This window comes from Streptomyces sp. NPDC047453 (assembly GCF_040643155.1).
Lineage (GTDB): Bacteria > Actinomycetota > Actinomycetes > Streptomycetales > Streptomycetaceae > Streptomyces.
Genome location: NZ_JBEYTS010000078.1, coordinates 16,933 through 30,970 on the forward strand (window position 1 = coordinate 16,933; position 14,038 = coordinate 30,970).

Annotated in this window: 14 protein-coding genes; 6 read left to right on the top strand and 8 right to left on the bottom strand. The window is 69.6% G+C overall.

The window, feature by feature from the left end; translation table 11 throughout:
• Window positions 1-16: 16 nt before the first annotated feature.
• Window positions 17-919 (bottom strand): universal stress protein, encoded by a 903-nt coding sequence (locus tag ABZ818_RS36265; RefSeq protein WP_361424551.1) that lies wholly within the window; start codon window positions 917-919, stop codon window positions 17-19.
• Between the two features lie 179 nt (window positions 920-1,098).
• Between ABZ818_RS36265 and ABZ818_RS36270 the strand changes: the two genes are divergently transcribed.
• Window positions 1,099-1,782 carry a universal stress protein gene (locus tag ABZ818_RS36270; protein WP_361424554.1) on the top strand — a complete coding sequence of 228 codons (684 nt, stop codon included), beginning with the start codon at window positions 1,099-1,101 and terminating at the stop codon, window positions 1,780-1,782.
• Window positions 1,783-1,797: 15 nt separating this feature from the next.
• Here ABZ818_RS36270 and ABZ818_RS36275 read toward each other — a convergent pair whose 3' ends face one another.
• The 3 genes from ABZ818_RS36275 to ABZ818_RS36285 form a co-directional block, all read right to left on the bottom strand.
• Window positions 1,798-2,235 carry a glutaredoxin domain-containing protein gene (locus ABZ818_RS36275; protein WP_361424557.1) on the bottom strand — a complete coding sequence of 146 codons (438 nt, stop codon included), beginning with the start codon at window positions 2,233-2,235 and terminating at the stop codon, window positions 1,798-1,800.
• 364 nt (window positions 2,236-2,599) lie between these two features.
• Complete coding sequence (locus ABZ818_RS36280) at window positions 2,600-3,550, bottom strand: universal stress protein (RefSeq protein WP_361424560.1); 951 nt, start codon at window positions 3,548-3,550, stop codon at window positions 2,600-2,602.
• Window positions 3,551-3,684: 134 nt separating this feature from the next.
• On the bottom strand, window positions 3,685-4,311 hold the full coding sequence (locus ABZ818_RS36285) for a DoxX family membrane protein (protein ID WP_361424563.1): 627 nt from the start codon (window positions 4,309-4,311) through the stop codon (window positions 3,685-3,687).
• Between the two features lie 259 nt (window positions 4,312-4,570).
• On the opposite strand from ABZ818_RS36285, the gene ABZ818_RS36290 reads away from it, so the two are divergent.
• On the top strand, window positions 4,571-5,515 hold the full coding sequence (locus ABZ818_RS36290; RefSeq protein WP_361424566.1) for a MerR family transcriptional regulator: 945 nt from the start codon (window positions 4,571-4,573) through the stop codon (window positions 5,513-5,515).
• 168 nt (window positions 5,516-5,683) lie between these two features.
• Here the strand turns inward: ABZ818_RS36290 and ABZ818_RS36295 are convergent, their stop codons facing one another.
• Complete coding sequence (locus ABZ818_RS36295) at window positions 5,684-6,343, bottom strand: class I SAM-dependent methyltransferase (protein WP_361424569.1); 660 nt, start codon at window positions 6,341-6,343, stop codon at window positions 5,684-5,686.
• A 228-nt stretch (window positions 6,344-6,571) separates the two neighbouring features.
• On the opposite strand from ABZ818_RS36295, the gene ABZ818_RS36300 reads away from it, so the two are divergent.
• Entirely contained in the window at window positions 6,572-7,552 is a 981-nt protein-coding gene (locus ABZ818_RS36300) for a LuxR C-terminal-related transcriptional regulator (RefSeq protein WP_361424572.1), read from the top strand.
• 122 nt (window positions 7,553-7,674) lie between these two features.
• Here ABZ818_RS36300 and ABZ818_RS36305 read toward each other — a convergent pair whose 3' ends face one another.
• The 3 genes from ABZ818_RS36305 to ABZ818_RS36315 all read right to left on the bottom strand — a co-directional run bounded on the left by ABZ818_RS36305 (window position 7,675) and on the right by ABZ818_RS36315 (window position 11,322).
• Window positions 7,675-8,835 (bottom strand): hypothetical protein, encoded by a 1,161-nt coding sequence (locus ABZ818_RS36305; protein WP_361424576.1) that lies wholly within the window; start codon window positions 8,833-8,835, stop codon window positions 7,675-7,677.
• Window positions 8,836-9,073: 238 nt separating this feature from the next.
• Window positions 9,074-10,258 (bottom strand): acyltransferase, encoded by a 1,185-nt coding sequence (locus ABZ818_RS36310; RefSeq protein ID WP_361424579.1) that lies wholly within the window; start codon window positions 10,256-10,258, stop codon window positions 9,074-9,076.
• 155 nt (window positions 10,259-10,413) lie between these two features.
• Window positions 10,414-11,322 carry a HupE/UreJ family protein gene (locus tag ABZ818_RS36315; protein WP_361424582.1) on the bottom strand — a complete coding sequence of 303 codons (909 nt, stop codon included), beginning with the start codon at window positions 11,320-11,322 and terminating at the stop codon, window positions 10,414-10,416.
• Window positions 11,323-11,690: 368 nt separating this feature from the next.
• Between ABZ818_RS36315 and ABZ818_RS36320 the strand changes: the two genes are divergently transcribed.
• From ABZ818_RS36320 to ABZ818_RS36330, 3 genes are all read left to right on the top strand, one after another.
• On the top strand, window positions 11,691-12,104 hold the full coding sequence (locus tag ABZ818_RS36320; RefSeq protein WP_361424585.1) for a globin family protein: 414 nt from the start codon (window positions 11,691-11,693) through the stop codon (window positions 12,102-12,104).
• Window positions 12,105-12,191: 87 nt separating this feature from the next.
• Window positions 12,192-13,298 carry a globin domain-containing protein gene (locus ABZ818_RS36325; RefSeq protein WP_361424588.1) on the top strand — a complete coding sequence of 369 codons (1,107 nt, stop codon included), beginning with the start codon at window positions 12,192-12,194 and terminating at the stop codon, window positions 13,296-13,298.
• Window positions 13,299-13,347: 49 nt separating this feature from the next.
• Window positions 13,348-13,875 (top strand): DivIVA domain-containing protein, encoded by a 528-nt coding sequence (locus tag ABZ818_RS36330; protein WP_361424591.1) that lies wholly within the window; start codon window positions 13,348-13,350, stop codon window positions 13,873-13,875.
• The last annotated feature ends 163 nt before the right edge of the window (window positions 13,876-14,038 follow it).

Sequence of the window (14,038 nt, forward strand, 5' to 3'; positions counted from 1 at the left end):
CGGCTACTGCCTGTTCTCACTCGTGGGGTACGACGGCCAGCGGGCAACGGACGTGATGGACGGCGGCATGGGTGACGGGGCCGATGCGCGGAACCGTCGGCCGTTCGGACAGGCGGCGGCCGACGACGAGGAGGCTCGCCGCGGAAGCGGCCCGCACCAGCACGGTGGAGGCCTTGCCCTCCACAACGGTCTCCAGGACCTCGGTGCCGGGGTACTTGTCGCGCCACACCCTCAGCAGGGTGGACAGGAAGTTCCGCCACTCCTCGGCCTGCGCGGGATCGTTGATCAGACCGATGTCCCCGGGGCCGAGGCTGATCGCGGAAGGCGACTGCCAGGCATACACGACACGCAGCCGGGCGTGCCGGAGGCGGGCCGCCTCGAACGCGAACTCGATCACCTCGTCGCAGGCATCGGCGAGGTCGATGCCGAGCACCACGTCGCGGAAACCGGTGCGGGTGGACGGGCTGCCGTCGTCGGCCGGGAAGTGCTCGTCCTCGGCCTCCTCCCCCGCCCGCACGAGCACCACGGGACGCGTGGCCGCGGCGACCACCCCTTGGGCGACCGAGCCGACGAGGACTCCCGTGAAGCCGCTGAGGCCCCGTGAGCCCAGCACCAGCAGTTCGGCCTGCTCGGTGGCCTTCAGCAAGGCCGCGGTCGCCGGGCCCTCGACCTGCTCGTCGGAGAGGCGCACGTCGGGTACCGAGCCACGGATGTGCTCCTCGGCCTGCCGCAAGGTGCGACGCGCCACATGCCGCTGCGCGGCGTTCGCGGATTCGCTCTCCGTGTGACTGCGGGTCCAGTTCCTGGCATGCACCAGTCGCAGCGGTCGGTCGCGGCGCACCGCCTCACGGGCGGCCCACTCGACGGCGGCGAGACTCTCGGCAGATCCGTCCACTCCGACGATGACAGGCGACAGCATGGTGCGCACCTCCGGCGCTCGATCTGCTCGTTACTGTCAGTGTCTTCCCACGATCACTCGGTGGATATGGGCCGCAAGGACTCCCCCAGGCCCATTCGGCCCCTAAGCCGGTCCTGAAGGGGGCGGCACGATAGGAAGCGTGAGGCCGGGTTGCCCCTGTGCCCGAGAGGCGGAGCGTCGTGAACCGTGTCATCATCACCTGCGCCAACGGGACGGGCCGCGGTCGTGCGGCCGTCGACTGGGCGACGCGCGAGGCGTCGCTGCGCGGTCTGCCGCTCGAGGTGGTGTCCGGCTCACCGCCCGGCGACCTGAGCGCCGCGGCGATGCTCGTGCTGGGCCTGTCCGCTGCGGAGGACGACACCGCCGGCCCAGCACAGCTCGCCCTTGTGGCTCCCCCCGCCTGCCCGGTGGTGCTGGTGCCGGACGATCTCACCGCCCTCACGGTTCCGGTGCGCCGCCCCTCGCACGTCACCCTTGGGGTGAACGCGCGTCACCCGCTGGAGCAGGCCGTCGACTTCGCCTTCGACGCCGCCCGGGTGAGGGATGTACGGCTGCACGCCGTGCACGCCTGGGAACTTCCCTCCTGCACCGCCGAGTTGCCCTTCGCCGTTCCCGAGGAGGACCGCGCCACCTGGGAGGACCATGAGGTGCAACTCCTGGCCGACACGCTGCGGCCGTGGCGGGTGAAGTACCCGGGGGTACCGGTACTCGAGGACATCCTGCTCCTCAGCCCCACCGAGGCCTTGGCCCACCATGCTGAGGGCGCCGCACTGATGGTCGTGGGACGCGGCGCCGGTATGGGCCCGGACGCCCTACAGGCCCTGCTGCGCGAGGCCGGGTGCCCGGTCGCCATCGTGCCGTGAGATTGGCGCGCCTGATCACGCGGAAGCAGAGAGCTGTTCGCGCACCCATGCAGGATCGGGGTTGGTGTACGGCCGGCCCGCCACGACGACAGTCGGCACGGTCTCATTGCCGTCGTTGGCCGCTCTCACCGCTGCCGCTCCAGCCGGGTCACGCCAGATGTCGACCCAATGCATCTGGTGGGCACTACGGCCCAACCGGATGCGCAGTCGCAGACAGTACTGACAGCCCGACCGCCAGAAGACGATCGGCCGACCGTCGACCGCGCTGCGGTGCTCTGCCTCCAGAGCACCGATCGACCGTGGGAAGACCAGAGGCGAGTTCACGCCTGCGAGCAGCACGAACACCACCAGGAGTGCTGCGGCTGCGCCAAAACGCCCCTGGAAGATCATCTCAGTCGCAATGACCGAGCCGCAGAGCACGAACAACATCGGCAGAATCCACGCGCGCGTCACGATGACACAGGCTACCGATGCACCGAAACGCTCCTCGCACCGCACGAGCACCCGCGGACCCACTCACCGAACCGGAAGCGGTCACCTTGGACTGCCGGGGCGGTATGCCCAGAACAACGTGTGTCCCCCACCCGCCGGCACCCGTCGGCAGAGGTCAACGAGCGCGAGACGCTAGCCATGACCGCGATGCACCGCGAAGCAGCAGCAGTTCCACGCCCTGATGACCGAGAACGGGGTCCTGTCCGTGTCCCCGCGGGAGGCGGCCGAAACGGCCGCGCGCCTCCGGGCGGCCATTGCCGCCCGGGGCGTGCTTCGCATGCCGGAGGCACCCGGAAGCGTGTGACCACGCTGGTCGAGGTGAGCGTCAGTCGTGGGCCACCACGGCGACGGGGGCGGCGGCATGGTGCAGGACCGCGTGGATCACGGGGCCGAGGCGGGCGCCGAAGGCGGCCCGGCGGATACGCCGGCCGACGACGACCAGGGAGGCCTCGCGGGAGGCCTCGATCAGGAGGAGCGAGGGGCTGCCGAAGTGGAGCTGCTCGACGACCTCCACACCGGGGAACTTCTGCCGCCAGGGTCGCAGCACCTCGGTCACGGCGGCGGCGTCAGCCTTCGCCATCTCCCGCTCGACCGCGGGTTCCAGGCCCATGCCGTAGGCGTAGTAGGGCGGCGGGTTCCAGCCGTGCACGACGCGCAGCGGCACGTTCCGGCGCGCGGCGGCGTCGAAGGCGAACGCGAGCAGCGCCTCGTCGGGGCCGGCGACGTCGAGCCCGAGAACGACGGGGCGGACGGCGGCCGCGGTGGACGGCGTGCCGGCCACGTCCGTCTCGGGCTCGTCGGTGGCCTGCTCCCCGGTGGCCTGCTCGCGGGTGGTCTGCTCCCCGGTGGTCTGCTCGTCGGCGCGGACCAGGACGACGGGCCGCTCGGTGGACGCCACCGCCGCGAGCCCGACCGAGCCGACCAGGAAGCCGCGGATCCCGCCCAGGCCGCGCGAGCCGAGGACGAGCAGTTCGGCGTCCCCCGCAGCGCGGGCGAGGGCCTCGGCGGGCTTTCCTGTGACGTGTTCGGTGGTCACCTCGACGCCGGGATGGCGCGACCGGAGTTCTCCGGCGGCCTCGCGCGGCACCCTCTCGGTCCAGTGCTGGTGGGTGTCGGCGCCCAGCAGCTGCGCCAGGGCCATGGGTTCCGGTACCGGCTCCCACACCTGGAGGAGCTTCACCGGCAGTCCGCGCAGTTGCGCCTCGCGGGCCGCCCACTCGGCGGCGGCGCGGCTCTCGGGCGAGCCGTCGAGACCCACGGTGATGGTGCGGGACATGATCTCCACCTTCCATTGTCGTGTTCAGGGAGTTCTGCCAGGCAGGGGCCGTAGTCCTTCAGCAGAGCCGAAGATCCGCGGCGGAGGTTGGCACGACGGCCCGCGTGTTGCCGGGCCGTCGTGCTGTGGGTGCTTCAGCGCAGCCAGGTGTGGTCGCGGACGATCGGCAGCCGCGCCCACGGACAGCCCAGGCCCCAGGTGGCGCCCGCGCCCGCTGCCGCCAGGGCGACCAGGGCGACGGCGTAGATCAGGTGGTAGTCGGCGAACGGATTTGTCGACATGCTTGGGGCTCCGTTCGACAGATGCTTGGCCGGTGGCCACTCGGCCATCCACATCAGCGCCATCATCACCGTGCCCGCCACGGCGGCCGGCCGCAGCGCCACACCGGTCATGACGGCCACGCCGATGGCGAGCAGGCCCAGCATGAACAGCCAGTCCGCCCACGTCTGACCGGCCCACGAGTGGAACGTCGACTCCATCGGCCCGACGGCGACGGAGCTGAGGAAGCCCTTCGTCGGCGATCCGCCGTCGATCCAGCCCTTGCCGGGCGCGGTCGCGTAACCGAGGCCGAAGACCTTGTCCAGGAACGCCCACAGGAAGACGAAACCGGTCAGGATGCGCAGGGATGCGAGGGCGTACGCCTGAGCGGCGGTGTGCGTGTCGAGCTGTGCCGACGCGGCGGACGCGGAGGCGGTCCGGTTGCGGCGGAAGACCGGCAGATGGATGCCCGCGCTCCGGTGCGGGTGCTCGTCCACGGCCATGGCAGTGATCCCTTCGCGAGTGTCCGGTCCTTGTCCTTACGCTCCTCACTCTCGTCGCGGACGCCGCGCACCGCCGGATGCCGAAAGGCTACGACCGTTGGGCTGAAGGTCCCTTCCCTGCGGGGCCAGTTGGGCGAGCGCGCCAGGAAAGGCCCGCGTGGGACCCTCTTGGTCACGGTGCGGGCCTTGGACGGTTGCTTGCGTGTGGTGCCGTCACAGGGCTTGAGTCTCCCGTAGGGGGAGAGTCAAAGGTGGGGGCATGAACGGCGACACGCTCTACACGATCGGCGAGCTCGCTCGGCGGACCGGTCTCACGGTCAAAACCATTCGGTTCTACTCCGATCGCGGAATCGTGGCGCCGACGGACCGCAGCCCGGCCGGCTACCGCCGCTACAACGCCGATGCCATCGCACGCCTGGACCTCGTACGGACCCTGCGCGAGCTGGGACTGGATCTTCCCACGATCCGCAAGGTCGTGGACCGGGAGCGCTCACTTCGCGAGGTCGCCGCCGCGCACGCGGAAGCGCTGGCGGTGCAGATCCGCGTACTGAGCCTGCGGCGCGCGGTGCTGACAGCGGTGGCCGAGCGCGGGTCCACCCTCGAGGAGACGGAACTCATGCACCAGCTGGCCCAGCATTCAGAGGACGAGCGCCGGCGTCTGATCGATGACTTCCTCGAGGCCGTCTTCGGCGGTCTCGATGCCACCCCCGCATTCGCGGGCGCCATGCGCTCGATGACCCCCGAGTTGCCCGCCGACCCCGACGCCGAGCAGGTCCAGGCGTGGATGGAGCTGGCCGAGCTGTCCCGGGACCCGGATTTCCGCACCGGAGTGCGGCGGATGGCCGAGGACCACGCGAACGAGCAGGCCCGAGGCGACACGACGGGCCCACGCCGCGACATTGCCGCAGCCGTCCGTGACCTGGTCGGCCCGGCCCTGGCCACCCCTATCGATCCGGCCTCGCCCCAGGCCGATCCGTTCGTCGCGGCACTCACGGCCCACTACGCACGCATACTCGGCCACCCCGACGACATCGGGCTGCGCCGCCGACTGGCGACACGGCTGGCGAACATGAACGACCCCCGCAGAGATCGCTACCTCCAGTTGCTCGCGGTGGTCAACGGCTGGCCGCCCCCGGAGAGCCTGGCGCCGCTGTTCGACTGGTCCATCGAGGCCCTGAGCGTCCGGACACGGCCGACGCCCTGAAATGGAGTGCGCTTCCGAGCGGGGTGAGGGGGGCGCAGCACGGATGTGGCGTACCGGCCGGCGGACGACACCGAGACCCCTGCCGCACGGGCGAGTCCAACGCAGCGTGGGTGGACGCGACTTGGTTCACGAGTCCCACGTCACCGCAAGGCCATCAGCCCAGTCGCCTCACGACGTGGCGGCCGGCGGTTCCGCGATCCCGATGAAATTCGCGGCGACGGTCCGGATGCGAACCGACCATCCCAGCGCGGTGAGGTCGTCCGTGAGGGTTCGGGCGTCGTGGAACACCTTCACGATGCGGTACCGGCTGCCGTCGTCGAGCCGGCGCATCGCCGCGGGGACCGGGTCATCCGCGAGGACCTCCTCCTCCGCAGCCCCGGCCGGGCCGTCGTCGATGAAGATCGCTCTGCCGCCCGGCGCGAGCGCTGCCGCGACGAGGTTCCAGAAGTCGGGCAATCGCGTCGGCGGGATATGCGACAACCAGAAGGCGAAGAACACCGTGTCGTAGCGTCGCGGTGGCTGCCATTCGAACAGATCGGCCTGAACGAACCGGACGTTGTCGGACGCGGCTCGCGTCCGTGCGATGTCCAACACCTCGGCTGCCGCGTCGACAGCCGTCACCGACCGCGCCCGCGCTGCGAGCACGGAGGTCCACTGGCCCGTTCCGCAAGCCAGTTCCAGCACGTCTCCGGCAATCGGGAGCCCATCGGCGCCGGACAGCAACTCCCGCAGTTCCTCGCGTTCCGCATACGGTCTGTCGTACTGGGTCGCACCGGCCCTGTAATAGGCCATCTGTTCCGCGAGAAGAGCATCGTCATCGGTGGCCATGACCCCCGACCATACAGACGGCATCTCCGTGCGTACCGCCCCCAGGCCGGGATCAACGCGTTCGGCCGGTGCGACCGGCGGCGGTACGGGGCCGGAATGACGGACAGGACACCGGCATCCGCATGATCACGTGCTGCTAGTCTGGCGCTCTTCTGTAATCGAACAGTCACCGTACGAATGGAGTCAGTGGTGGTGGTGCGTTCAGCGCCGCCGGGGTTGGGGGGACACATGCGCGAACTGCGCCCATTGCAGGATCTCGGGCTCTCCGCGACGTCGGAGGCCGTCTATCTCGCGCTCGTGGAACAGGGTCCGCAGACCTTGCTCGAGCTCACCGAGCGGCCGACGTTGGTCGGGTCGCCTCTCGAAAGTCTCCAGTACTCGGTGACCGAACTCGGCGAGATCGGCCTGGTGTCACGCACGAACGGCAGGCTGATCGCCCAGCCGCCTCGCGCGATGCTGGAGGCTGTCGCCGAGCGACGCGCGCGCGAGGCCCGGATCGCCTACGAGAGCGCGACGGTGCTGTCGCGGTTCTGGCTCGACCACACCGCGGGTTCGAGCTATGTCGAGGTCGTCGACACCTCCGGCAGACCCGAGGCGGTTCAACAGCGGGTCCACAGCGAGGCGTTGGCGGAGGTGCGCGCACTGTCGATAGGGCCGGTGGGCGGGGGCGATCGGGTGCCGGAGGTCGGGCCCGGAACGTTGAACGCGCTGGGCCGCGGGATCGCCTACCGGGTGGTGTACAGCGCCAACATCCTCCAGGACCCCAAGGCGCTGGAGGTGGCGCACACGTGTGTCGACCACGGGGAGCAGGCACGGGTCTTCCCCGACGTCGCGCTGAACCTCCTGGTCTGCGACGACCGCTTCGCCGTGGTGTCCGTGACCGCGCCGGACCGCACCGGACACCACAGCGTCGTCGTCCAGCCCTCGGGGCTGCTGGACGGGTTGATCGGCGTCTTCGAGTCGTACTGGCGGGTGGCCGTTCCGCTCCCGCCGGCCGGTGAGGTCGTCGGGAGCGAGGCCAGTCCGATGAACGAGAGCCGCCAGCTCCTGAGTTACCTCAGTACCGGGCTGACCGACGAGTCGATCGCCCGTGAGCTGGGGGTGAGTGAGCGGACCGTCGCCCGGCGCATCGCCCGCCTCCAGGAGATGCTCGGCGCCAAGACCCGGTTCCAGCTCGGTGTCCAGGCCGGCCGCCGCGGCTGGCTCTGAACCACGGCCCCGGTCGGACCCGTGCGATGGGCGCGCGGGGCGGGCCGGTGTCTGATCCGGCCCGCCCCGCGCGGGTCTTCAGCCGCTCAGGCGGTCAACGCCCCTCCATGGGACCGCGGTCGTCAGCGGGCGTCCGGCTTGACCAGGTCGGGGAGCTTGGCCTCGAACAGCTCGTCCAGCTTGAGCGAGGGCAGGACGTGCCCCTGGTTCACCGCGTCGTTGGCTACGCCCGCCGCCCAACTGGACGAGGCAAGGCGCTGGTTCGGCGTGCCGTGGTGGCCCGAGCTGGTGAAGCTGCAGTCGCCGACCTGGTAGAACGACTTCTCGGACTTGAGGAGCCGGGCGGCGTTCAGCGCCTCGCCGCGGGCGTGGGTCAGGTAGTACGTCCCGAACGCGTCGGCCATGAGCTCGGTACGGCGGGTGGCCTCCGGGCCTGTCAGGTCGCTCTCGAAGAGGTTGTTCTGGTACTGTACGTGGTGGCCGAACTCGTGGCCCACGATGGCCCGGGGCGCGACGTCGCCCAGGCCCACCTCGGTCATGCCCTGGATGATGCCGTCACCCATGATGATCCGGTCGGAGACGCCGAGGGGATCCGGATCGTCCACCTCGCTGTAGGCGAAGGCGTTGAACGTGAAGATCGGGTTCGCGCCGCCCTGGAGTACGGGTTCCGAGTCGACCAGCTCGATGAACAGCTCGGCCAGGTCGAGGTTGTCCTCGGCCGTCCCGCCGTACAGCACGGAGAGCGTGCGCGCGAGCCGCTCGGGGCTGGAGTAGACGTCGGCCCCGTGCATGGGAATCAGCTCGATGCCCGCCGAGTCGATGTCCCAGAAGCGCTTGAGGTTCTTCATCTCGGCGGTGAGCTTCTGGGTGTACTCGCCGTTGACGCCGAAGGTGTTCGCCTTCGACTCGGAGCCGAAGACCAGCGCGTCGTAGGTCGGGAAGTCGAAGCCGCCGAAGAGCTGGAGAATCAGGAGGGTGAACGGGTCCTTGACGCCGTTGAGGAGGGTGTTGGCGTACGTCGTCAGTTCGGTGCGCTGGCACTGGTAGTCGCCGGGGTTGATCGCACTGTCGCGGATCTCGCTCCACTGCGACTCGTTCAGGCCGTACTTGGCACGGGCCGCATTGACGCGGGACTCCCAGTCGGCGGGCAGCTTGGCCAGAATCCGGTCAACAAGGGCCTTGGTCTGCGGGGCCATTGCCGAGGTGTCGACGGCCGACTGCAGCGACCGGCTCGCGACGGTCGTGGTCCCTGTCGTATCGGCGGCGTGCGCGGGAAGTGCCATGCCAAAAGCACAGGTCGCGGCGATTGCCATGCTCGCCGCCACGGAGAGGGCCTTTTTCACGGGGGCTCCTTTCGAGGGTGCCCGATGGGGCATCCGCGGACGCCGCCCAGTCTGTAAGGCCAACTACCAATTTTTGAACGGTTGTTTACTGTCAGAAACCGGCATGTCTGGAACCTGACACTCACGGTCCCCCGTACCAGCCTCCGCCGACTTTCGAGCGTGTCCGGCGTCCGCTGTGTCACTCCCGGTCGGCGCGTCCCGCATTCCGCATCCGGGCGAACGAGGTGTCCAGGCCCCGCTTCAGCGCTCCTGCCAGGGGCCGTTCCACGCAGCAGTGGACCAGATAGCTCAGCACCAGGAAGCAGGCGAGCAGCGAGAACACCAGCAGCCGGGCGTCCATCGTGTCCCGCAGGCGGTTGATCAGCGTCGTACCGGCCGCGTAGTGCATCAGGTAGAGCGGGTAGGTCAGGCTCCCGGCCGTGACCAGCCACTTCCAGCGGATGCGGTCGGTCAGACCGAGGGCGATGGCGATCATGACGAGCAGGAACACGGTGTAGAGGAGCACCGCCCCCCGCCAGTTGGAGACATGCTCGACCTCGTCGATACGCTGCCCCAGCTCCCGCTGGCCCATGAGCCACGACATGGCGAGGATGCCCCACAGGAGCAGGTCCTGACCGAAGCGGTGCATGAGGTAGAGCGCGAGGCCGGCGATGAAGTACCAGGCGGCGTCGGGACCGGCGAGCAGATCGAGGAGCGGGAACGAAGCCACCGACGCCAGCATCGCGGCGGCACCCCACACACAGCAGAAGACGACGACCTTGCGATAGGTCAGGCCGGTGACCACCACCAGCAGGAAGAGCAGGTAGAAGCGGAGTTCCGCCCACAGGGTCCAGTACACGCCGTCGACGTTCTGCACGCCCGAACCGGACTGGAGCATCGTGAGGTTGAGCAGGACGTCACGCGGCCGCAATCGTTCCCAGACGCCCGGCAGGGCCGCCAGCACGGCCGTCGTGAACACGATCGCGAACCAGTACGCCGGGTAGAGCCGGATCACGCGCGAGACGAAGAACTGGCGAGGGGTGCGGCCCCAGCACGACATGCAGATCACGAAGCCGCTGATCACGAAGAAGATCTCGACGCCGATCCAGCCGTACGTCGCGAAGTGGAACACCGTCGGCATGATCTCGGAGACCGGGCGGTCCCATATCGCGTTGTCCGGCTGGTTGACCCGGCGCGTGCCCGCGTAGTGGTGCACGGCGACCATCAGGGCGGCGAGCAGGCGAATGGCGTCGATGGCGTACAAGCGGGGGCCGGTCCGTACCGAGGTGGCGGGCCCGCGCGGCCGGGTGGGCCGTGGCGGTCGGCCGGTCCCGGCCGCAACCTCCGGTACAGGTATGGACAACGTGCCCTGCGCGTCACGCATCGGCACCCGACCCTCCTTACGAAGAAGCACTGCTGAACGATCACGGACGCCTCACGTTACGGCCCTCGCGACCGCCCCCTGCCGCAAAAGTGCAGGTAGGTAAGCCGAAGTTGCCACGATGCTCACCGGGCCGACTCGAAGGGTTCTCCAAGACTTCAGGCGGAGCCCATCGGACCGGCGGTGCCCCAGATGCGGTCCAGGAACCAGTAGAGGCTGATCGTCACGATGGCTGTCGTCAGCGTGACCGCTATCCAGCGGGCCGCGGGTGTCCGGCGGGCGAGGGTCAGCAAGGGGAAGAAGACGGCGATGAGGACAAGCTGTGCGGCCTCGATGCCGACGTTGAAGGTCAGCAGTGACAGCAGCAGCCCCCATGATCCCGGTTCGCGGATGTCGAGCGCGCCGGCGAAGCCCAGCCCGTGGATCAGACCGAAGGCGAAGACCACCGGAAGCCGCCACTTGCCGAACCTGTCCTCGCCCTTCCCGAGGAGGTTGGCGGCCGCCACGACGATGATCGTCGCCGCGATGACCGGCTCGACGAGGGCGCCGGGCACGTCCACCACTCCGAGCGCCGCCAGCAGGAACGTGACGCTGTGGGCTGCGGTGAAGGCGGTGGCGGTGACGACGACGTCGCGCAGCCGGCGTGCGCCCATGAGCAGAGCAATGAGGAAGAGGACGTGGTCGAGGCCGAGCAGCAGATGCTCGGTGCCGAGCAGGAAGAACTCCCCCACCTGGTGGGCTGCCTGCCGCTGGGCGGTGCGCAGCGTCGGGTCGCCGGCGGAGAGGACCGCCGAGCCCTCTGTGCCGTCGAGGTCATAGGTGACCAGGGTCTCCGTGCTGTGGACGAAGGTCTCCTGGTCGGGGAAGAGCGCGCTGGAGACGGCGTGCTCGTCGCCGCGGAACCCGTCGCGGCCGGTGACAGCGTCACCGAAGCTCCGTGGACGACCAGCGGACCTTCCTCCTGCCTTCGAGGTATTCCCCGTCGGCCGGGGTGAGGGCGGGCGCGACCTGGGAGACGGGGGTGGAGGGCTTGGGGTTCTGGCCCTTGCCCGAGTCGGGGTTCGCATGAGCGGATGTCACAAGACTGGTGACGAGAAGCATGGCAGTCGCGCCGACGGCCATGAGCCGTCCGCGACGTCTTGCTGGCTGCATCTGACGCAGTTCCTTCCATCGTGCCTGCAGGGCGACGGACACGGTGGATCGGCCAGGTGAATACACGTCAGAAACGAACTTATGAAGACGGGAACTTCAGCTTCCGGGTCGCGGGCAGAGTATACGTGACGCCACTGGCCAGGGGCCGGCCGGGTACTCCCCCGAGCCGGGACGCCCGCCGGGGGCCGCGCTTGTGTACCCCTGTGGACAACTACTTGACGAACTCATTACAGAAAGCCCTCCACTTGTTCGGTCCACTCGCCTCTGGCTACAGTCGGCCGCCATGACTGCAGACTTTTCACTGATCCGGAGCAGTTTCGCGGCTGTTCAGCCCCACGGCACGCAGGTGACCGCGTACTTCTACGACCACCTGTTCGCCCACCATCCCGATGTGCGCCCCCTGTTCGCGGCTCACCTCGACGAGCAGCGCGACCGCCTGTGGGCCGCGCTGGGTGCCCTGGTCGCCAACCTGGAGAACACCGACACCCTCATAGGCATGCTGGAGAACCTGGGACGCCGCCACGCGGGATACGGCGTGCTGCCCGAGCACTACCCGGCCGTGGGGGCCAGCCTGATCGCCACCCTGCGCCACTACGCGGGCGATGCGTGGACACCGGCCGTCGAGGAGTCCTGGGCGGCCGTCTACGGGTTGATCAGCAACACCATGCTCGACGCCGGCGCGGCCGCCTCGAAGTGAGCCGCCGCCGGAGGCTCGTCGCAACGAGCCGCCGGCCGGCCCCATTGTCCGGAAGTCAACCCTGATGTCAGCCACCGGAGGGCGGACGTGAGCGATGCACAGGCGCTGAGAGATTCCTTCGCCCTGGTCGGCAAGTCGGGGGACGAAGTGCCCCGGTACTTCTACTCCTACCTGTTCATCATCGCGCCGGAGGTCCGGCCGATGTTCCCGGTGTCCATGGGGGCACAGCGCGATCGGCTCGTCGCCGCCCTGGGCCGGATCGTCGCGGAGGCCGACGATCCGGACCGGCTGGTTCCGTACTTGCGGCAGCTGGGCCGGGACCACCGCAAGTTCCAGGTGGTGGCGCAGCACTACGAGGCAGTGGGGCAGGCGCTGCTGGCCACGCTGGCGTACTTCCTGGGCGAGGCGTGGACCCCGCAGCTGCAACACGGCTGGACCGAGGCCTACGCCCTGGTGGCCCGCACCATGGTGCAGGCCGCCGAGGCCGACGGCGCGGTGAATCCGCCATGGTGGAACGCCGAGGTGGTACGGCACGAGCAGCGCGGCTTCGACATCGCGGTCCTCACCCTGCGCCTGGAACAGCCGATGGCGTACCTGGCCGGGCAGTCCGTGATGGTGGAAACCCCGTCGCTGCCGAGCACCTGGCGGTCGTTCACCCCGGCCAACTCGCCGCGTGCCGACGGAACCGTCGAGCTGCACGTTCGAGCCATCGACGGCGGTCTGGTCAGCCCGGCCCTGGTGTACGGGCTGCGGCAGGGCGACGTGCTGCGCCTCGGCGCCCCGGTCGGCAACAGGCTCACGCTCCAGCCGTCCGGCGGCCGGGATCTGGTGCTGATCGGCGGAGGCACCGGCCTGGCCCCGCTGCGCGCCCTGGTCGAGGAGATAGCCCAGCACGGTCCCCCGCGCCGGGTGGACCTGTTCGTCGGGGCGCGCGACAACCACGGACTGTACGACCTGCCCGCGTTGAGGCATCTGGCGCAGGCACACCCATGGCTTCGCGTCACGCCCCTGGTCGGCGCGGACGCCGGCACCGTCGACAACCGCAGCCTCGCCGGCCCGGTGCTGCGCGCCGCCGCGTGGAGCGGATGCTCCTTCTACGTCTGCGGCTCGCCGGCCATGGTCTCGGCGACAGTGCGCGATCTGGCGGACGCGGGCATTCCGCACGACCTGCTGCACTTCGAAGAAGCTCGTTGATCGGAGAAACGTGAACGAGACAGGAGCACCGCATCCGGAGGAGCACCTGGTGACGCCCGCGACACTGCGGTCGATGACCTTCCCCCGAGCTCCCCTGACCCGTCGCGGCTACAACGAGGAGTCGGTGCACGACGCCCTGCGCCGCTGCGCGTCGACTCTGATAGCGCTGACGGAGGAGAACGACCGGCTGCGGACGGACATGCAGCGCCACCGGGACTGGATCCGCGCGAACAACATCGGCGACGGCAACGCACCCACCGGGGTGCCGACCGTGGACGCCGTACTTCAGCAGGCCCGCGCCCAGCAGGCGGCCGAGCAGACCGTCTTCGCGGCCCGCGAACAGGCGCGCAACATGGTCCGGGCCGCCAGGGCGCAGGCCGAGGCGATCCTCCAGAAGATGTGGGAGCAGGAGACGCAGGCGGCCGGCGGCGACCAGGAGGAGACCGAGCGGCTCATCGCGTACCTGCGGCAGATCGCGCAGTCCCTGAGCGTCACCGCGGACCAGTACGCCAACAAGCACCCCCAGCCCCCCTCCCCCACCCCCTCGGCCACCGCGGCGAGTCCGCACGGCGTCTGACCGGCACACGGGACCGGCAGGGAGGGTTATCGGGAGCCCTGCGTCGGGCGGCCGCCGTCAGGTGCCGCCTAGTAGGGCTCCGTTAGGTCTTCTCGGCCCTGTTTGGGGCATGTTGGACGTTGTGGACTTACATGAAGTGAACCGTGCTCGGGCGAAGTTGGCG